Origin of the sequence: Roseovarius maritimus, assembly GCF_043355895.2 — a bacterium.
In the GTDB taxonomy this organism is placed as follows: Bacteria; Pseudomonadota; Alphaproteobacteria; order Rhodobacterales; family Rhodobacteraceae; genus Roseovarius; species Roseovarius maritimus.
Genome location: NZ_JBHFPF020000017.1, coordinates 14538 through 30494, shown reverse-complemented (window position 1 = coordinate 30494; position 15957 = coordinate 14538). Strand labels below are relative to the sequence as shown.

The 15957-nt window shown below is 64.7% G+C and carries 17 protein-coding genes; 6 read left to right on the top strand and 11 right to left on the bottom strand.

Going from position 1 to position 15957, the window contains the following annotated elements:
• Window positions 1-603: a TetR/AcrR family transcriptional regulator gene (locus tag ACEWPM_RS18675; protein WP_393963747.1), complete on the bottom strand. Its 603-nt coding sequence runs from the start codon at window positions 601-603 to the stop codon at window positions 1-3.
• A gap of 202 nt (window positions 604-805) precedes the next feature.
• On the opposite strand from ACEWPM_RS18675, the gene ACEWPM_RS18670 reads away from it, so the two are divergent.
• The gene (locus ACEWPM_RS18670) at window positions 806-2251 is read left to right on the top strand and encodes a dihydrolipoyl dehydrogenase (protein WP_393963746.1); all 1446 of its coding nucleotides are present in this window, start codon (window positions 806-808) and stop codon (window positions 2249-2251) included.
• A gap of 39 nt (window positions 2252-2290) precedes the next feature.
• Here the strand turns inward: ACEWPM_RS18670 and ACEWPM_RS18665 are convergent, their stop codons facing one another.
• Window positions 2291-3769, bottom strand: a complete 1479-nt coding sequence (locus tag ACEWPM_RS18665) for a DegQ family serine endoprotease (RefSeq protein ID WP_393963745.1) — start codon at window positions 3767-3769, stop codon at window positions 2291-2293.
• Between the two features lie 244 nt (window positions 3770-4013).
• On the opposite strand from ACEWPM_RS18665, the gene ACEWPM_RS18660 reads away from it, so the two are divergent.
• Window positions 4014-4352, top strand: a complete 339-nt coding sequence (locus ACEWPM_RS18660; protein ID WP_393963744.1) for a hypothetical protein — start codon at window positions 4014-4016, stop codon at window positions 4350-4352.
• A gap of 13 nt (window positions 4353-4365) precedes the next feature.
• Here ACEWPM_RS18660 and ACEWPM_RS18655 read toward each other — a convergent pair whose 3' ends face one another.
• Both ACEWPM_RS18655 and ACEWPM_RS18650 read right to left on the bottom strand, forming a co-directional pair.
• Window positions 4366-4809 carry a DUF4112 domain-containing protein gene (locus ACEWPM_RS18655; protein ID WP_393963743.1) on the bottom strand — a complete coding sequence of 148 codons (444 nt, stop codon included), beginning with the start codon at window positions 4807-4809 and terminating at the stop codon, window positions 4366-4368.
• Complete coding sequence (locus ACEWPM_RS18650) at window positions 4796-4975, bottom strand: YqaE/Pmp3 family membrane protein (protein WP_393963742.1); 180 nt, start codon at window positions 4973-4975, stop codon at window positions 4796-4798. The genes ACEWPM_RS18655 and ACEWPM_RS18650 overlap by 14 nt, the downstream gene beginning before the upstream one ends.
• A gap of 246 nt (window positions 4976-5221) precedes the next feature.
• Between ACEWPM_RS18650 and ACEWPM_RS18645 the strand changes: the two genes are divergently transcribed.
• Window positions 5222-6052 (top strand): PRC-barrel domain-containing protein, encoded by an 831-nt coding sequence (locus ACEWPM_RS18645; RefSeq protein ID WP_393963741.1) that lies wholly within the window; start codon window positions 5222-5224, stop codon window positions 6050-6052.
• A 66-nt stretch (window positions 6053-6118) separates the two neighbouring features.
• On the opposite strand, the gene ACEWPM_RS18640 is transcribed toward ACEWPM_RS18645, so the two are convergent.
• The 3 genes from ACEWPM_RS18640 to ACEWPM_RS18630 form a co-directional block, all read right to left on the bottom strand.
• A complete protein-coding gene (locus ACEWPM_RS18640; protein WP_393963740.1) occupies window positions 6119-6757 on the bottom strand; it encodes an HdeD family acid-resistance protein in 639 nt (212 codons plus the stop codon).
• Window positions 6758-6798: 41 nt separating this feature from the next.
• On the bottom strand, window positions 6799-8355 hold the full coding sequence (locus ACEWPM_RS18635) for a phospholipase D-like domain-containing protein (protein WP_393963739.1): 1557 nt from the start codon (window positions 8353-8355) through the stop codon (window positions 6799-6801).
• A 114-nt stretch (window positions 8356-8469) separates the two neighbouring features.
• Window positions 8470-8664 carry a hypothetical protein gene (locus ACEWPM_RS18630; protein ID WP_393963738.1) on the bottom strand — a complete coding sequence of 65 codons (195 nt, stop codon included), beginning with the start codon at window positions 8662-8664 and terminating at the stop codon, window positions 8470-8472.
• A 212-nt stretch (window positions 8665-8876) separates the two neighbouring features.
• On the opposite strand from ACEWPM_RS18630, the gene ACEWPM_RS18625 reads away from it, so the two are divergent.
• Window positions 8877-9479 carry a YqaA family protein gene (locus ACEWPM_RS18625; RefSeq protein WP_393963737.1) on the top strand — a complete coding sequence of 201 codons (603 nt, stop codon included), beginning with the start codon at window positions 8877-8879 and terminating at the stop codon, window positions 9477-9479.
• A gap of 106 nt (window positions 9480-9585) precedes the next feature.
• On the top strand, window positions 9586-11718 hold the full coding sequence (locus tag ACEWPM_RS18620) for a DEAD/DEAH box helicase (protein WP_393963736.1): 2133 nt from the start codon (window positions 9586-9588) through the stop codon (window positions 11716-11718).
• Here the strand turns inward: ACEWPM_RS18620 and betA are convergent.
• Window positions 11715-13391 (bottom strand): choline dehydrogenase, encoded by a 1677-nt coding sequence (gene betA, locus ACEWPM_RS18615; RefSeq protein WP_393963735.1) that lies wholly within the window; start codon window positions 13389-13391, stop codon window positions 11715-11717. The genes ACEWPM_RS18620 and betA overlap by 4 nt on opposite strands.
• Before the next feature lie 125 nt (window positions 13392-13516).
• Here betA and betI point away from each other — a divergent pair, with 125 nt between their 5' ends.
• Window positions 13517-14200, top strand: a complete 684-nt coding sequence (betI, locus tag ACEWPM_RS18610) for a transcriptional regulator BetI (RefSeq protein WP_393963734.1) — start codon at window positions 13517-13519, stop codon at window positions 14198-14200.
• Between the two features lie 109 nt (window positions 14201-14309).
• On the opposite strand, the gene ACEWPM_RS18605 is transcribed toward betI, so the two are convergent.
• From ACEWPM_RS18605 to ACEWPM_RS18595, 3 genes are read right to left on the bottom strand one after another with little or no spacing between them, the layout of a single operon-like run.
• Window positions 14310-15158 carry a TonB family protein gene (locus ACEWPM_RS18605; RefSeq protein ID WP_393963733.1) on the bottom strand — a complete coding sequence of 283 codons (849 nt, stop codon included), beginning with the start codon at window positions 15156-15158 and terminating at the stop codon, window positions 14310-14312.
• The gene (locus ACEWPM_RS18600) at window positions 15155-15571 is read right to left on the bottom strand and encodes an ExbD/TolR family protein (RefSeq protein ID WP_393963732.1); all 417 of its coding nucleotides are present in this window, start codon (window positions 15569-15571) and stop codon (window positions 15155-15157) included. Before ACEWPM_RS18600 ends, ACEWPM_RS18605 begins: the two co-directional genes overlap by 4 nt.
• A gap of 2 nt (window positions 15572-15573) precedes the next feature.
• Window positions 15574-15957, bottom strand: a complete 384-nt coding sequence (locus ACEWPM_RS18595; protein WP_393963731.1) for an ExbD/TolR family protein — start codon at window positions 15955-15957, stop codon at window positions 15574-15576.

The following is a 15957-nucleotide window of genomic DNA, read 5'->3' as shown; positions in this document are numbered from 1 at the left end:
CTAGCTTGATTGCAGGCTGTTCAGAACATCATCGCGCGCCTGTTCCATATCGGCAATCGGCATGCCGGTTCGGGCCATGACCCGAAGGCCAGCATAGACTGCCAGTACCGTTTGCGCGCGGCGGCAGGCAGCCTCCGCCGGCATGATCTCGGCCAAGGTCCGCTCTAGCGCAGTCGTGACCTTGGCGTAGCAGCGGCGCACCACCTGCGCGGTTTCCGGGTCCAGTGCGGCCCGATCGGCGGAAGCGTTGCAGACAAAGCAGCCGCGCGCATCGCCCGCATCGCGCCGCGCGGCGATGGGCGCGTCCAAAAAGGCCGTCACGCGCTCTAGCGCCGAACCGTCGCCGGATCGCAACGTCTCGGCGCCTGCGTCGACCATCTGCGTCTCGAACGCGGCTAGCGCGCGCAGATACATCGACTGCTTGTTGCCGAAGGTCGCATAAAGGCTGGCCTTGCCGAGGCCAGTGGCCTTGATGATATCGCTCAGGCCGGTCGCTTCATACCCATGCTCCCAAAAGAGCTGCATGATGGCGGCCAAGGCCTGATCTTCATCGAATTGGCGCGGTCTGCCGGGGGCTGCGCGCGCGGTGATCTGATCTTCCATGCCGTGCCTCCTTTACCTTTTGGTAAGGTATTCATTTAAAAAACATGTTCAAGACCGTTCGGTCGGGATCTCAATGATGAGCGGTGCCCTGACCTGCGGCAGATGCGTGCTATAACGATTTTCAACAGGGGCTTTGCGCGGGGTTGAGGCAACGATCCAGGCGCATCGCGCGTTGGACGGCAAAGCATAACGGGAGTTCAAGATGAGAAAGTATGATGTCGACGTCGCCATTCTGGGCGCGGGAACCGCCGGCCTGGCCGCCTATCGCGAGGCTGCCAAGCGTACTGACAGCATCGCTCTTCTGGATGGCGGGCATCTGGGGACGACCTGCGCGCGCGTCGGCTGCATGCCTTCGAAACTGCTGATTGCGGCGGCGAATACGGCGCAGGGCGCGCGCGGCACCGACCGCTTCGGCATATACCTCGATCCGCCCCGCATCGACGGCGCGGCAGTGATGCAGCGCCTGCGGGACGAGAGGGACCGCTTTGTCGGCTTTGTCCTCGATTCGATTGAAGGGTTCCCCGAGCGTCACATCATCCGCGAAAACGCCACGTTCGAGGATGATCACACCCTGAAGCTGTCGTCGGGGCGCAAGCTGACGGCGCGGGCCATCGTCATCGCCACCGGCTCGCGGCCCAATATCGTGAAGCCTCTCAAAGGGGCGGGGGACCGCCTTTACACCAATGACGACGTGTTCGACTGGCACGATCTGCCCCAATCGGCGGCCGTCTTTGGCGCGGGCATCATCGGGCTCGAGCTTGGGCAGGCGCTACACCGGCTGGGCGTGCGCATCCGCCTTTTCGGGCGCGATCACGAGGTCGGCCCGATCAGCGACCCGGAGGTGCGCCGCTATGCCGCCCGAACTTTCGAAGAGGAGTTTCCAGTGCATTGGCACGCCGATAGCGAGGTCGAGCGCGGCAGCGACAGGGTCACTGTCCGCTGGTCCGACGCCAGCGACGAGAATGCGCCGCAGCACGAGGAACGCTTCGATTGCGTCATCGCGGCCACAGGCCGGCGGCCCAACATCGACAAGCTGGGACTTGAGAACACCACATTGCCGCTGGACGAGCGCGGCACGCCGATCTTTGACAAGCTGTCGATGCGGGTGGGCGAGAGCAATGTCTTCATGGCGGGTGACGCGAATGCCAATCTGCCCCTGTTGCACGAGGCGGCGGATGAGGGGCGCATTGCCGGGGAGAATGCCGCGCTGTTCCCCGACGGCTACCGCAACGCCCGTCGCACACCGCTGAGCATCATCTTTTGCGAGCCGCAGATCGCCATGACGGGCGCCACGCATCAGGAGCTGATGGATTGTGACACCAAATTCGCCACAGGCTCGGTAGATTATGCGGATCAGGGCCGCGCACGGGTCATGGGGGTCAATCAGGGTCTATTGCGGCTTTACGCCGATATGGACACCGGCCGCCTTCTGGGGGCTGAAATGGTCGGCCCCGCGGCCGAGCATATCGGCCATCTGCTGGCCTGGTCGATCGAGAGCGATCTGACTGTGGACCAGATGCTGGCCCGTCCATACTATCATCCGACACTTGAGGAAGGTCTGCGCACGGCGCTGCGCAATACGGCTGAAGCGCTGGGGATGGGGCCGCCGCCGCCGCTGCGCAGCATCGATTGCGGCCCCGGATCGTAATGACATGCGCCCGGCCTCATTGGACCGGGCGCAACAGGATCACTCTTCCTCGCCGGCCAGCTTGACCGCGATGAAGGTGTAGTTGCCACCGCGATAGACGCGCAGCAGCAGGGGCGTCTCGGCATCCGCCGCCGATTTGACCGCAGCTCTGAGTGTGTCCAGATCGCCCACCTCATCGCCAGACGCGGCAGTGATCACGTCACCAGGCTGAAGGCCGGCCCGCGCCGCGGCGCTATCCGGCTGCACGCCGGTAATGGCGACGCCGCTGAGCTCCTCGGGCAGCTCCAACCGAGCGCGCACCGCGGCATCCAGCGGCGCGATGGAAACGCCCAGACGCGGGGTGCCATCGGCTTCGGGCTCATCCGTGCCCGCCTCTGCGATGCTCTGGCTGGGATGCAGACCGATTTCGACGGTCACCTCCTGCTCGCTGCCACCCCGCAAGACGGTCAGCGCAGCGTCCGAGCCTACCTCCAGGTCCGCTACGGCCAGCGACAGCTCACGTGGCCCTTCGACAGGAGCGCCGCCCAGCGACAGGATCACATCGCCCGGCCGGAGGCCCGCCTTTTCCGCCGGGCTGTCACGCGTGACCGACGAGACCAGCGTGCCTTCGGCGGTGTCCAGATCCAACGCGCTTGCGATATCCTCGGTCACCGGCTGGATGCCGACCCCAAGCCAGCCGCGCTGCACGGCGCCATCATCCTGCAGGTCTGCGACGATCCGCTGCGCCACGGCCGACGGCACGGCAAAGCCGATCCCGACACTGCCGCCCGAGGGCGACACGATGGCGGTATTCACGCCGACGACATCGCCATCGACATTGAAGAGCGGACCGCCCGAGTTGCCCCGGTTGATTGCAGCATCCGTCTGCAGGAAGTCGTCATAGGGACCGGCATTGATGTTGCGCGAGCGCGCCGAGAGGATGCCCGCGGTCACGGTGCCGCCAAGGCCGAAGGGGTTTCCGATGGCCACCGTCCAGTCACCGATCTCCAGATCGTCGGATGCGCCCCATGCGACATGCGGCAACTCTTCGTCGCTCTCGATCTTGAGGAGGGCGATATCCGTGGCAGGGTCGGTGCCGACCAGAACGGCGTCAAAACGGCGCTCATCCTCCAGCACCACCTCAATGCCCGAGGCCTGTTCGATCACGTGGTTATTCGTGACGACGTAACCATCTCCCGTGATGATGAAGCCCGAACCTTGTGCCTGCGCCGGGCCCTGAGGGCCACGCGGTCCGCGAGGTGCGCCGAAAAGGTCGCCCATGCCGGGCGGCAGTTGCGGCTGTGCGCCGCGCTGGGCGGCAGGAGCGTCAACGGTGCTGATGATGCCGACAACGGCGGGAAGCTTCTTCTTGACGATTTCCGAGAAGCTGATGGGCGCGCCGGCAATGGGCGCGGCAGCGGTATTGGCTGCCTCCTGCTGGGCAACGCCGACCATGGGCACCGACAGCGCGATACCGATGGCCGTGGCAGCGCCAAGCATGTAACGCGGCGAGCTTGCGAGCCGGGAAAGTGTAGTCATGAATGCAAATCCTTCGTGTGTGATGCGCGTCAATTGGGCGCGCCGCCTCTGCGCTTCAACCCGCCGAAAGGGCCGGTCCGGTCACATGTCGATCCCATTCGCGTGAGCGATGCGGCACTGCGCCGCGCCTGATAACGGGTCTCGGGGCGGAACGTAGCGCAGGTCCCAAGGGTTATCCTCACAAGCCGCCAATGAATGCACCGGGTCCGAACGGCCCGAAGCCGAAGCTGAAAAGGAGACGCCGATGGCCAATTCAAGTGGCAAGACCACCGAGCCGAAGCATACCGAGGCCGGGCCTGACATCGCGCCCCATGGCCGTGAGAAGACCATGGAAGAGCACCGAGGGCGCTTGGAGGGCGAGCCAGCCGCCGCCCCAATGGAGACCGACGCCGAAAGCGGCGGCGCTTCAGCGGTGTCAGGACTGCCGGAGGGAGACGCACCCCGAGACCCGGCGGAACCTTATTTGGAAGGTGCTGCAGAGTTCGGCACCGATGCACCCAAAGACGGCGGAACCGGTTGGCTGAAATGGGTCATAGCTGCTCTGATTGGTGTGGCGGTAATCTATGCCGTGATGCAGTTCTGACGTGCTACGGGTGTCAACGCGCGCCTTCGTCCAGCACCATTCGCTTGGGCGCTTTGCCTTGACGTAGCATGTCTGCCCGCAGCAGTGCGGCGTTGCGCAGATTGGCCTTGTAGCCGATGTCGAAAATATCCCCGACCAGCGGTATGGCCCCGATCACGAGATCGATCCCGCTATTCGTGGCCATGCGGACCAGTGTCCGCTTGCGTGCTCCGTGATGCCAGCCGCGTTGCAGCATCCAGGCAGATGGCAGGAATACAACCGCATCACCAATACCCGGAATAAGGCCTATCAGCCCGTCAAGTCCAATGCGGGTGCCGATCACCGGCAGCTTGAACTGGGCATCCATTAATTGCGCAATGCGGTCGATCCGATCCAAATCGGCTTCAACCGCGCTCGCGCCTGGCCGGGCATGCCCCTCGGGGGCCGTGTCGCCAGCCAGCTCGTCAGGATGCCGCACGGCCAGGCCCCCGTGAAGCGATAATGTAGACGGCATGCACGATGCCGGGCAGGTAGCCCAGAATGGTCAGCAGGATGTTGATCCAGAAATGCTTGCCGAGGCCCTCCTGCAGGAACACCCCCAGAGGGGGCAGGAAAATGGCGATGATGATGCGTATGAAATCCATGAAGCTCTCCTGTCGGCGCGTCGCGTGGGATCGGGAACCGCTTAAAGATAAACGCGCGGCGAGGGGCATTGTTCCCGAACGGTACACATCACTGAACGCACGCGCAATCGGGCGCGAATAACGCAAAGGACGGTGCGCAGGTTCCGCGAAGAATCTGCATTTTTCTTTGAAACTTACAGCCTCGCCAAGCGCTTGTTCCAGCAGAAGCAGGTATGGCCTGCACCGAAGTTAAAAGGAGCAATTCGCATGAAACGCTTTATGATGACGACCGCACTCGTGATGGCAACCGCAACCGCACCCGGCGCCCTGATGGCCGCCAGCGACGATGCGTCCATGGAAACCGCTTCGATGTTCGAAGCGCAGTCTCCGGCAGGTGAAGCGATGGACGTGAAGGCATCCAACCTGATCGGCCATCGCATCTATATCCCTGAAAACGGCGGCGACATGAGCGCCATCGGCGAGATCACGGATGTACCCGACAACTGGCGTATGGCCGGTGAGATCGATGACGTGATCATCGGCAAGGACGGCAGCGTTCAGGCCGTTCTGATCGACGCTGGCGGCTTTCTTGGCATGGGCGAAAACCAGCGCCGCGTTGCACTGGATACCATCCGCTTCCAGCCGGATTCCGATGATGAAGGTGAATTCTTTGCCATCTACACGGGCGACCGTCAGATGCTGGAGGAGACCGAAAACTACGACGAAACCGCATCGAATGAGATGGGCGAATCGCTGGGAACCAGCACGTGGTCCGATTACGGCGCCAATGACGCCGAAATGCAGACCGTCTCCTACGACGATATGACCACCGAAGAGCTGCTGGGGACCACCGTCTACGGCAGCAACGACGAGTGGGTCGGCGAGATCAGCGAGTTGGCTCTGGGCGATGACGGCAACGTCTCGGCCGTGATCCTCGATATCGGCGGTTTCCTTGGTCTGGGCGAACGCGCCGTGTCCATGCCGATGGACCAGGTCGAGCTGCGCCGGATGGGCGATGATGGCGACGTCAGTGCCTATGTCTCGGCCACCGAAGAAGAGTTGGAGAACATGGAAGAGTGGACCGGCGACCAGTCGTAAACTCTGACACTACCTACGCGAAAGGGCGGGCCGATCGGCCCGCCCTTTTTTATGAGCATGGCAATGTCACGAAGCGGTCGTCGATGCCTCGCGCGCTGCGGCCAGTTGCGCATTGCGTGTGCCAAGGGCGATCAGGATCGCGCCCCATGTCACCAGGTCGATGCCCAATAGAACGCCCGGCACCCAGGCCGCGCTGAAAGGCAGGCCGCTGATCAGAATCACCGCCAGGATCACCGCCAAGGCACCGCCCGCGATCATCCAGCCGCCACCGCCGCCATGTTGCAACATGCGGATGCCGTAATAGAGGCGCAGTGCACCGCTAACCGCGAAGAACGCGATGATCAGCGCGGTGATGGTGAGCAGCCCGACCATGGGCTGCACGAGGATCATCAGGCCGATCAGCACCGACAGCGCCGCGCTTAGCGCGGCGGCCACCATGTGCCAGCCATGCCGCCGCCGGAAGGCCGCGATGATGCCGACAACACCGCTGGCGATCAGAACCCATGCGGCCACCAGGGCCATGGTGATGGAGGCAAAGAGCGGCATGGCGATGGCCAGAACACCGCCGATGAGGGTGACGATACCGATGATCAGCAGCAGCCACTTGTTATGGGCGGCCTCCTGTCCGGCGGCATAGGCGGCCTCGGAGGTGGGGCTGTCGGGCATGGCAGGGCCGCCGGACGCGGGGTGAGACGGTTCGGTCATGATCAATCCTTTCGTTTTTTGACAGGTAGCGCGGTGGCGGATCACACCATCGCGTCGGGGATACCGGGCAGGCGGCGCCCGAATTCCTTGGCCGGGCGGACGTCATAAGGCACAAGGAAGCCTTGCCGGTCCTCCGGCGTGACCTCGGCGTTGCGCCTGGCGCGCTCGGCCCAGAGGGCGACGGCACTTTCGGGGGCGTAGAACTCGGGGCCCGCACCCTTGCCCAGCCAATGTTGGAAAATGCGGTCGCGCAGATGCATTACTTGCTCGGTGTCGCTCAACATGACGCCCGCCTCGGTATCCCAGTTCAGCGACCGCCCGTTCAGGTTGGCCGACGAGACGATGGCGCGGTCGCAGTCGAAGATCGACACCTTGGAATGCACATAGATGATGGGAGAGCCGCAGAGCGTGTCTCGCTCACCCGTGTCCAGCGCCTTGGGGCGCACGGGCGAGCAGATGGTCATGCGCGGGCCAAAGGCGTCCTGCAGCATGCTCACGCATTTGGCCTGAAGGAATTCGCCAAACCGCGCGTCCGATCCCGTGGCGCCGTCGAAGGCGACGGATTCAGGCGCCCCCGGCACGACGACAATCAGCATCAGCGCCGGGTTGTCCGCCGCCGCCTGCGCCAGCCGTTTGCACAAGGGGCGGTCGCGCAGGAACTGCGTCTCCAGATAGACCAAGCCGCGCGCGCGCCCGATCATTCGGTGGTGATCATCCGATATCGTACGCACCAGAGGTTTCGGGCTGAGGAACGGCCAATCATGCTTGCGCTTGCGTGACAAGGTGCGCAGCAGTCGCCCCTCGGCTGTCGGAGGAGTGGTGCCGGCGACAACGTCCAGAAATTCCTGCAGATGGCTTTGCACGTCGCGCGCAATCGGGCCTGTGCAGCGCAGTTGCACGTCCTGCCATGTCTCTTCACGGTCGCGGTCATGGCTCTTGTCGTCATAGCGCCGCTCGTTCAGGTCCAGCCCGCCGACATAGGCGACGCGCCGGTCGATCACGCAGATCTTCTGGTGATGCGTGCCGGGGATCAGGCGCGGGATGGGCCATTTGCGGGCGGCATATTTACCGTCCCGCTGGCACAGCATAGGGCGCAGGCCGGGGCTGCATTCCAGAATACGCTCGGCCTCCGACCGGCTCATGTGGTTCAGCTTGGAGGCGGTCTTGCCCACCTCCTTAATGAGGCGGGGCCACAGTGCGATACGGGGCAGGATGCCGACATTTGCCGAATGTGCCGCGTTTGTCACGGTCAGCTCGGCGTCCCTTCCGGCCAACTCGCGTGCCGCGACAAAGGCCCGCCGCGCCTTCCAGGATCGATAATGCAGGTCCGGCGTCAGCACAGCGTCGAAATCGGAAATCACGAAGTTCAGACGGATCCCGCGCGTCAGGACATGCACCAGCAGGTCGAACCAGTCATGCCCAATGGCCTGCCCTTCCTCGCTGCGCAGTTTCGTCGATAAATCGAAAACGCGGTAGCCAGCCCAGATTTCGGTTGTCGCAGACAGAAAATCCCGCTCCATGGCGGGATATACTTCCTGTGCAGTGATCATGACCTTGGCCTCGGCCACGTCATCCCCATCTGTCTGGTCGTTGCTCAAATCCTGCCCACCCGAAAATACCGTTGGCGTGTGATGCGCGCATCATGACTTGGACCAACTCCTCAGTCATGCCGGGAGTTCCGTCGCAGAAGGGGCAGGTGAAGCGGTGCGCGGTCACCCCGCGGACTGTTTGTCCTGTTCCTGCAGCTTGCGCAGCAAATCTGCCATCTCGGGCGGCATGTCTTGCGGTTCGGCCTCGCGGTAGGCGCGTTTCAGATTTTTGGCTACAGGGTTCATAACAGGTTCGCTCGCTTCTAGATTTGCCTCGTCCACTCCGTTCTTGTGGTCGCGTTTGATGCCTTTCGTCATGCTCGGGACGGTGGCTCAACACGGGGCAAGGCGAGAGGTTCCCGCCAAAACAGCCTCTTGGACATAGAATGTTGCAAGAATATCGAAACAATCTGTTAACGCACGCCGGTGCGCGCTCTGCCGCGCGCCGGAACCTGCCCGGCCAGGGGGCGTTGCTCTCAGATATGACACGCACCGGCATGACGGAAGCCGCCGAGGGAAGGGACACGCGCATGACAGACAACACCGCAACGGGCGCCCGGCCCGATACCCCCAGCTGGACGGACCGCCTGTCCAACAGCAAGGCCGGTCTTGCTCTGTTGTCTTTCGCCGAAAGCACCGTCCTGCCGATCCCGCTTGAGGCCATCGTGGTGCCGCTGATGGTGGGCCATCCCCACCGGGCGCTGCGCATTGCGCTGATCATCTGGCTGGGCTGCCTTGTCGGGGCGAGTGTTTTCTACCTCGTCGGATACCTTCTGGCCGATCCTGTAGTGATTCCGGTACTGCAAATGCTGGGCCTTGAGGACAGCTTTGATGAGATGGCGCAGAGGCTTTCGGGAGACGGGCTGTTCTGGTCGGTCTTCCTCGTATCGCTCCTCCCTGCTCCGCTGCAACTGGCCACCTTGGGCGCGGGCACCATCGGCGGCAATTTCCTCGTCTTTTTCGGTGCCGTTCTACTGTCACGCGGGTTGCGGTATTTTGGCATGGCCATCCTGGCGCAGTTCGTGGGCGAGCGGCTTGCCCATTGGAACATTCCCAAGCGCTACCTCGTGCCCGGCCTCGCGGCCGTTCTGCTGCTGATCTGGGGCATCGCGCAACTCTTTGGCGGGTCCTGACTGCGCGATGACAACGCTATACATCCCCGCCCCGAGGGTATAGACCGCGCAACTTGTGGCGCCGCAATGCCCGCGCCCACCCCTGACACAGCAGAAATCGATACCCGTGAAACAAGCTCTCGCCGACGCCATCAAAGCCCGTGGATATGCCACCCTCACCCCTGTTCAGGAGGCCGTGACGAACCCGGACCTGACCGGCGCCGACATGCTGGTCTCGGCCCAGACCGGCTCGGGCAAGACGCTTGGCTTCGGTCTTGCCATCGCGCCGACCCTGCTGGACGAGGCCGAGGCGTTCGATGCCGCCGCCGCACCGCTGGCCTTGGTCATCGCGCCCACCCGCGAGCTGGCCCTGCAGGTCAAGCGTGAGCTGACATGGCTCTATGCCGGGGCGAATGCCGTGCTGGCCTCCTGCGTCGGCGGCATGGACATGCGCGACGAAAAGCGCGCGCTGGCGCGCGGTGCGCATATCGTCGTCGCCACGCCGGGCCGTCTGCGCGATCACATCATGCGCGGCTCGATCAACCTTGGGAGCCTGCGCGCCGTGGTGCTGGACGAGGCGGACGAGATGCTCGATCTCGGCTTTCGCGAGGATCTGGAATTCATCCTTGGCGAGGCGCCCGAGACGCGCCAGACGCTGCTCTTTTCGGCGACCGTGCCAGCCGCCATCGCCAAGCTGGCCGAGAATTATCAGCAGGACGCCGTGCGCGTCAGCACAGCGGCCACCGAAAAGGGCCAGCACGCGGATATCGAATACCGCGCGATGAACGTCTCGCCCCGTGATGGCGAGAACGCGATCATCAACGTGCTGCGCTATTATGAGGCGCCCAATGCCATCGTTTTCTGCAACACGCGCGCCATGGTCGCCCGCCTGACGACGCGTCTGTCGAATCGCGGCTTTGCTGTCGTTGCCCTCTCGGGCGAATTGTCGCAAACCGAGCGCACCCATGCGCTTCAGGCGATGCGAGATGGCCGCGCCCGCGTCTGCGTGGCCACCGATGTGGCCGCGCGCGGCATCGACCTGCCCAATCTCGATCTGGTGGTTCATGCCGAGCTGCCCGGCAGCCACGAGACGCTGCTCCACCGCTCGGGCCGCACGGGCCGGGCCGGGCGCAAGGGTGTCAGCGCGCTCATCGTGCCGCCCGCCGCCCGCAAGAAGGCCGAGCGAATTCTCAACTGGGCCAAGCTGCGCGCCGAGTGGGGGCCTGCGCCATCCGCCGACGAAGTCACCGCCAAGGACGAGGAGCGGATGCTGGGCGACGAGGCATGGTCTGAGGCGATCACTGAAAGCGAGGCGCCCGCCGTCGCCAAGCTGCTGGAGCGGTTCTCGCCTGAGCAGATCGCCGCCGCCTACCTGCGCTTTTACCACGCGCGCCATTCCGCCCCCGAGGATCTGGGCGATCCGGGTGAGAAACCCGCACCGCGCGCAGCCTTTGGCCCATCAGTGTGGTTCTCGATCTCGGGCGGGCGCGCCAAGGGCGCTGAGCCGCGCCGCCTTCTGCCCATGCTCTGCAAGGCAGGTGGCGTCACGCGCGAGGATATCGGCGCGATCCGCGTTGGGGATGACGAGAGCTATGTCGAGCTGCGCAAACCCGCCGTGGCAGGCTTCAAGGCCACGATCGGTGAGAATATGCGCGTCGAGGACGGCGCCGAGGTCAAGGAACTCAGCCAGCCGCCTGCGATTGCGCAGCGCAAGGGCGGACCAGCGGGCAAGACCCATTCCGGCCCCAAGCCTGAGTGGAAAAAGCCCGCGCCAAAAGGCCCGCCCCCGCCCAGCGCGATGGACGACCTGCCGCCCGTGCAGGCGCCCTCCGATGCGCCGGGGCCGCGCACGCCATCCAGCAAGCCCGTGCAATATGACGACGCGCCCGCACCGCGATACAAAAAGCCCAAGGGCGAAGCGCCGTCCAAGCCGCACCGCAAGGGACCAAAGCCTGACTACAGCCGCGACGGCGCGGTGACGGCAGCAGGTGACAAGCCGAAATACAAGGGCAAGACCGGCGGCTTTGGCAAGCCCGGCGGCAAACCCGCAGGCGCGCCCCCCGTGGGCAAGCCCAGCAGCAAGAAAAACCGCGCCCGTGCCGCCGCCAAGGCCGCAGAAGGCTATGCCAGCAAGCCGGGCGCCGCGCCGAAGGGCGGTAGCAAACCGGCGGGCAAGCCGTTTGGCAAACCAAGCGGCAAACCGGGCGGCAAGCCGCGTAGCGGTCCGCCTAAGTCCGGCTCCAAGGGCGGCAAAGACTAGGCCGGAATCGCCGCCTTCACCGTCTCGCGCCAGCCGGGGTGAACCCACGGCCTCTGGTTCGAGGCGGGCAGGGGGGGCTTGCCGAGAATGTGATCCGCTGCTTTCTCGCCCGTCATGATGCTGGGTGCGTTCAGGTTGCCATTGGTAATGCGCGGAAAAATCGAGCTGTCGGCGACGCGCAGCCCCTCGACGCCGATCACCCGGCACTCGGCATCGACGACCGCCTGAGGATCATCCAGCGCCCCCATCTTGCAGGTGCCGCAGGGGTGATAGGCGCTCTCGGCGTGCTCGGCGATGAAGGCATCGAGATCGGCGTCGCTTTGCACCGCGTCCCCCGGCTGGATTTCCTTGCCGCGATAAGGGTCGAAGGCCGCCTGTCCGAAGATCTCACGCGTCAGCCGGATGCAATGCCGGAACTCCTCCCAATCGCTGTCATGGGACATGTAGTTGAACGCAATTTTCGGCGCCGTCATCGGATCGGACGACCCAAGGCTGACCCGCCCGCGCGATTTGGATCGCATCGGACCGACATGTGCCTGATATCCATGCCCCTCGGCCGCCGCCTGCCCGTCATAGCGGACCGCCATCGGCAGGAAGTGGTACTGGATGTCGGGATAATCGACTCCCGGTTTGGAGCGTAAGAACGCCGCGCTTTCAAACTGGTTCGAGGCGCCAAGACCGGTCTTGCGAAAGAGCCACTCTGCCCCGATCAGTCCCTTGGACCAGAGGTTCCAATGCTTGAAAAGCGTGATCGGCTGGATGCAGGCCTGCTGGATGTAAAGCTCTAGGTGGTCCTGCAGATTTCCGCCCACGCCGGGCCGGTCGGCCACGACGTTGATCCCATGTTCGGCCAGATGCGCGGCGGGGCCGATCCCCGAGAGCATCAGGATCTTGGGCGAGTTGAAGGAGGAGGCCGCCAGCACAACCTCGCGGTTCGCGCGTATCACCTGGATCCGCCCACCCCGCTCGATCTCGACGCCGGTTGCGCGGCCCTCTTCGATGATGACGCGCCGTACAAAGCAGCGGATCATGTCGCAATTCGGCCGCTTCAGCGCAGGCTTCAGATAGGCGTTGGCGGCGGACCAGCGGCGGCCCTTGTAAACCGTCTGCTCCATCGGGCCAAAGCCCTCCTGCTTTTCGCCGTTATAATCCTCGGTCACCTCGTAGCCGGCTTGCTGGCCGGCCTGTTGAAAGGCGTCGAAGAGCGGATTGTGCCGCGGCCCACGCGTCACGTGCAGCGGTCCGTCCGTGCCGCGCCACGCCGGGTCGCCGCCATGGCCGCCATCGGTCCAGCTCTCCATCCGCTTGTAATAGGGCAGGACGTTTCGATAGCCCCAGCCGGTCGCGCCCGATGTCTCCCAATGGTCGAAATCCCCGGCATGGCCGCGCACATAGACCATCCCGTTGATCGAGGACGAGCCACCCACCACCTTGCCTCGCGGCGCGGCAAGGCGTCGTCCGTTCAGCCGCGCCTCCGGCTCGGACCTGTAGCCCCAGTCATAGCGCTTCATGTTCATCGGATAACTGAGCGCGGCAGGCATCTGGATGAACGGCCCCGCATCGCTGCCGCCGTATTCCAGCACCAGAACGCTGTGCTGTCCATCCTCGGACAGCCGATACGCCATCGCGGACCCCGCCGAGCCCGAGCCTATGATCACGAAATCCGCCTGCATCGTACTCTCCTGAGCTTCATCTTGGCTCAAATACTTACCAACGGTCAGTTTTCTAGTCAAAAGGTAAATATTGTGACTTCCAAGCCCCCGCCCTAGACTGGAGGGAAGCGGAGATGAGCAGGCATATGGCACGCAAGAGCATCGGGGATATCAGGCGGGCGGAGCTGTCGCAGGCGGCCTTCGATGCATTGGTGCAGCACGGCATCCGGGGCACGACGTTGGACCGGGTGGCCAAGATCGCGGGGGTGTCAAAAGGCGTCGTGCTGCATCATTTCAAAGACAAGGATGCGCTTTTCGAAGGCGTGCAGCGCAAGGCGAACACCGTGCTGCGCGACTGCGTGAGCGAGCTTTTGCGCCATGCCGAGACCCCTCTGGAGCGGCTTTATGCGATCATTGTCGGCAATTTCGCCGCGCCGGTATTCCAACAGGAGATTTGCCATGCCTGGATCTCGCTCTGTTCGGACGTGCCGCATAATCGACAAAGCCAGCGCATTCAGACAGTCGTGCATGCCCGCATGCGCAGCAACCTGATGAGCGCGCTGCGGCCTTTGGGTGTGGCGGATGCGCCGCGCGCCGCGTTTCAGTTGCGCACGGTGATGGACGGGATCTGGCTGCGCGCGAGTTTTCAGATCGCGCCTATGACGGGTGCCGAGGGCGTGGCGGAGGTAGACTATGCCGCGCGGCACCTGCTGGCGGGCAGCGCGATTGCGTTGACGGACATGGATGCGGCGCTGGCCAAGATGCAGGGGCTCGCCAACCTGATCCTGACCACGCGTGCGTTCCGGGATCAGGCCTTGACCGGCAGTTGAACGGCACAAAAGGGGGGGGGCTTCGCCCCCGTCGCCCTTCGGGCGTCTCCCCCAGGATATTTTTCGGCCAGAAGATGGGCAGTCCTGGATTGGTCGCTGCCCTTGTCGCTCAGGTGCTGAAGCGCATTGCGAGTGTGAAGGAGTAGCTGGGCTGATCGAGCTGGCGCGGGGCAGGCGGGAACCGGCGGGCGGATTTGACAGCGCGCAGGGCGGCGGCGTCGAGCGCGGCATGCCCCGACGAGGTGGCCACGGAGACGGCGCGCAGGGTGCCATCGCGGGCGACGGTGATACGGACATGCGCGGTGCCAGTGGCCCCGCGCGCGGCGGCGGGGTAGCGCTTGGCGCGCTCGATCTTGTTGCGGACCTGGGCGCCCCATTGCGCAAAGAGGCTCTGGCGTTGACCCGCGCTGAGGGTGGCGGCCGCGCTGCTGCGGGCCGAACCGGCATTGGCGCCGCCGCCGCTGCCGCTGGCGGTTTGTGCCGCGCTGGATTGTGACGTCGGCCTGTTCTGTTTTGGAGCCGGCTTAGCCGGGGTGGGGCTAGGCGGCTGGGCCGGACGCATGCGTGGCCGTGTGTCCGAAACCTCGGCGCGTGTGACCGCCGGAGCGGCGGGCGCGGTATCCACCTGATCCGGCGCGCTGTCGCTGCCTGGCAGTTGCAGGCCCGGCCCTTTGCTTGCGGGTCTGGGTGCCGCGTCGGGCGTGGGCAGCTCGGGTGCTGAGTCGAAGGCGGGCGTCTGCATCTCTTGCGGCGGCGCCTCATCAAGTGTCTCGGGCGGGGTTTCCCAGCGGGCCACCATGTCGCTGACCTGTGCGGAAGCGGCCTGCAGCGTGACGGTGGCCGCGCCGCCCTGACCGGCGGATTGCGCGCCCTCGGCCTCGGGGCTGAGCGTGGCGAGGGCCAGATGGGCGGCAGCGGCCAATCCGAGAAAGACGGCAAACTCCGCCGTGCGCCTCATTTCGGCACCGTGACAAGCTGGACCTGCGCAAACCCTGCCTCGCCCACCATAACCATCAGACCGGCGAGCGCCGCGCCCGAGGCGCTGCCATCGGCGCGCAGTATCAATGGGGGCGGGCTGGTGCCGCATCCTCCGCCCGCGCAGATTGCCTCGCGCGCACGGGTGAGCGCGCCGAGTGCGGCAGAGCCTGTGGCATCCTCGAAGGCCAACGCGCCATCGGAGCCGAGGTAGAGCGTGAGATCGGCCTCGGTGGGCGCGCCTGCCTCCTGAGCGGTTGGAGGGTTGACATCGATGGGAAAGGGCGGCGCGATCTGGGCCGTCATCAGGAAGAAGATCAGCAGCAGGAAGACCACATTGATCATGGGCACGATGCTGTCCGAGGGCTTGCGGCGGGGCGGGTCGGAAAAATGCATGGCTATTCCACCAACACCAGTGCGGTGAAGCCGGCCTGCGCCAGACGCTCCATCACGTCGACCACGCGCTGAAGCTGGGCGTCCTCCTGCGCGCGCAGTATGATCGTGTCGGAGGGCGCCGCGGTGAGATCGCCGATGGCGGGCAGCAGCGCCGCCGCCCCGATGGGCTGGCCGTTGAGGCGCAGGCCCTCCGGCAGGATGTCGATCAGGCGGGGTGAGCCGGACCAGGCGGCGCCTGCATCTTGCCCCGCAGTGTTGAGCGGCAGGGCAGAGTCCACGCCAAACCGCGAGGCCAGCATGAAGAACACCAGCAGCAGAAAGACCACGTCGATCATCGGGGTCAGACTGGGCCTGCGCGCCGGCCTTGGGGTGTCGAAGGCGAACAT

What these genes read in the sequence shown, in the direction of transcription:
- ACEWPM_RS18675 (WP_393963747.1), bottom strand. Translation starts at nt 603, where the DNA reads ATGGAAGATCAGATCACCGCGCGCGCAGCCCCCGGCAGACCGCGCCAA.
- ACEWPM_RS18670 (WP_393963746.1), top strand. Translation starts at nt 806, where the DNA reads ATGAGAAAGTATGATGTCGACGTCGCCATTCTGGGCGCGGGAACCGCC.
- ACEWPM_RS18665 (WP_393963745.1), bottom strand. Translation starts at nt 3,769, where the DNA reads ATGACTACACTTTCCCGGCTCGCAAGCTCGCCGCGTTACATGCTTGGC.
- ACEWPM_RS18660 (WP_393963744.1), top strand. Translation starts at nt 4,014, where the DNA reads ATGGCCAATTCAAGTGGCAAGACCACCGAGCCGAAGCATACCGAGGCC.
- ACEWPM_RS18650 (WP_393963742.1), bottom strand. Translation starts at nt 4,975, where the DNA reads ATGGATTTCATACGCATCATCATCGCCATTTTCCTGCCCCCTCTGGGG.
- ACEWPM_RS18645 (WP_393963741.1), top strand. Translation starts at nt 5,222, where the DNA reads ATGAAACGCTTTATGATGACGACCGCACTCGTGATGGCAACCGCAACC.
- ACEWPM_RS18640 (WP_393963740.1), bottom strand. Translation starts at nt 6,757, where the DNA reads ATGACCGAACCGTCTCACCCCGCGTCCGGCGGCCCTGCCATGCCCGAC.
- ACEWPM_RS18630 (WP_393963738.1), bottom strand. Translation starts at nt 8,664, where the DNA reads ATGACGAAAGGCATCAAACGCGACCACAAGAACGGAGTGGACGAGGCA.
- ACEWPM_RS18625 (WP_393963737.1), top strand. Translation starts at nt 8,877, where the DNA reads ATGACAGACAACACCGCAACGGGCGCCCGGCCCGATACCCCCAGCTGG.
- betA (WP_393963735.1), bottom strand. Translation starts at nt 13,391, where the DNA reads ATGCAGGCGGATTTCGTGATCATAGGCTCGGGCTCGGCGGGGTCCGCG.
- betI (WP_393963734.1), top strand. Translation starts at nt 13,517, where the DNA reads ATGGCACGCAAGAGCATCGGGGATATCAGGCGGGCGGAGCTGTCGCAG.
- ACEWPM_RS18605 (WP_393963733.1), bottom strand. Translation starts at nt 15,158, where the DNA reads ATGAGGCGCACGGCGGAGTTTGCCGTCTTTCTCGGATTGGCCGCTGCC.
- ACEWPM_RS18600 (WP_393963732.1), bottom strand. Translation starts at nt 15,571, where the DNA reads ATGCATTTTTCCGACCCGCCCCGCCGCAAGCCCTCGGACAGCATCGTG.
- ACEWPM_RS18595 (WP_393963731.1), bottom strand. Translation starts at nt 15,957, where the DNA reads ATGTTCGCCTTCGACACCCCAAGGCCGGCGCGCAGGCCCAGTCTGACC.